Origin of the sequence: Pseudomonas sp. 2822-17, from assembly GCF_002742485.1 — a bacterium.
Taxonomy (GTDB): Bacteria; Pseudomonadota; Gammaproteobacteria; order Pseudomonadales; family Pseudomonadaceae; genus Aquipseudomonas; species Aquipseudomonas cyclaminis.
In genome coordinates this window covers 1-263 of sequence record NZ_LJRZ01000169.1, presented here as the reverse complement: position 1 = coordinate 263, position 263 = coordinate 1, and the positions used below count along the sequence as shown (strand labels likewise).

Sequence of the window (263 nt, the reverse complement as noted above, 5' to 3'; positions counted from 1 at the left end):
TTGTTACATCTGGTACACAATCCCCTTCTTTAAAGAAAAATATTGGTTTAGCACTTGTTGATTCAAAATACAAAGCACTTAATACAGAAGTAGAAGTACAAGTGAGAAAGAAACGTTTAAAAGCAAAAATCGTAGCAACACCATTTTATAAACGGGGCTAATTGCTCGGCATCATGCAAAGGGGGATAAAGTAAAGTGAAATTTCGCTGTTTACCTATGACGGAACAGGATCAAAAACAAATGATGGAAACCATCGGGATCGA

At 36.1% G+C, this 263-nt stretch carries 1 protein-coding gene; it reads left to right on the top strand.

The window, feature by feature from the left end; all coding sequences use genetic code 11:
- A partial coding sequence (locus AOA60_RS34335; protein WP_368731546.1) for a glycine cleavage T C-terminal barrel domain-containing protein occupies window positions 1–161 on the top strand: 161 nt, incomplete at its 5' end.
- Window positions 162–263: the final 102 nt, after the last annotated feature.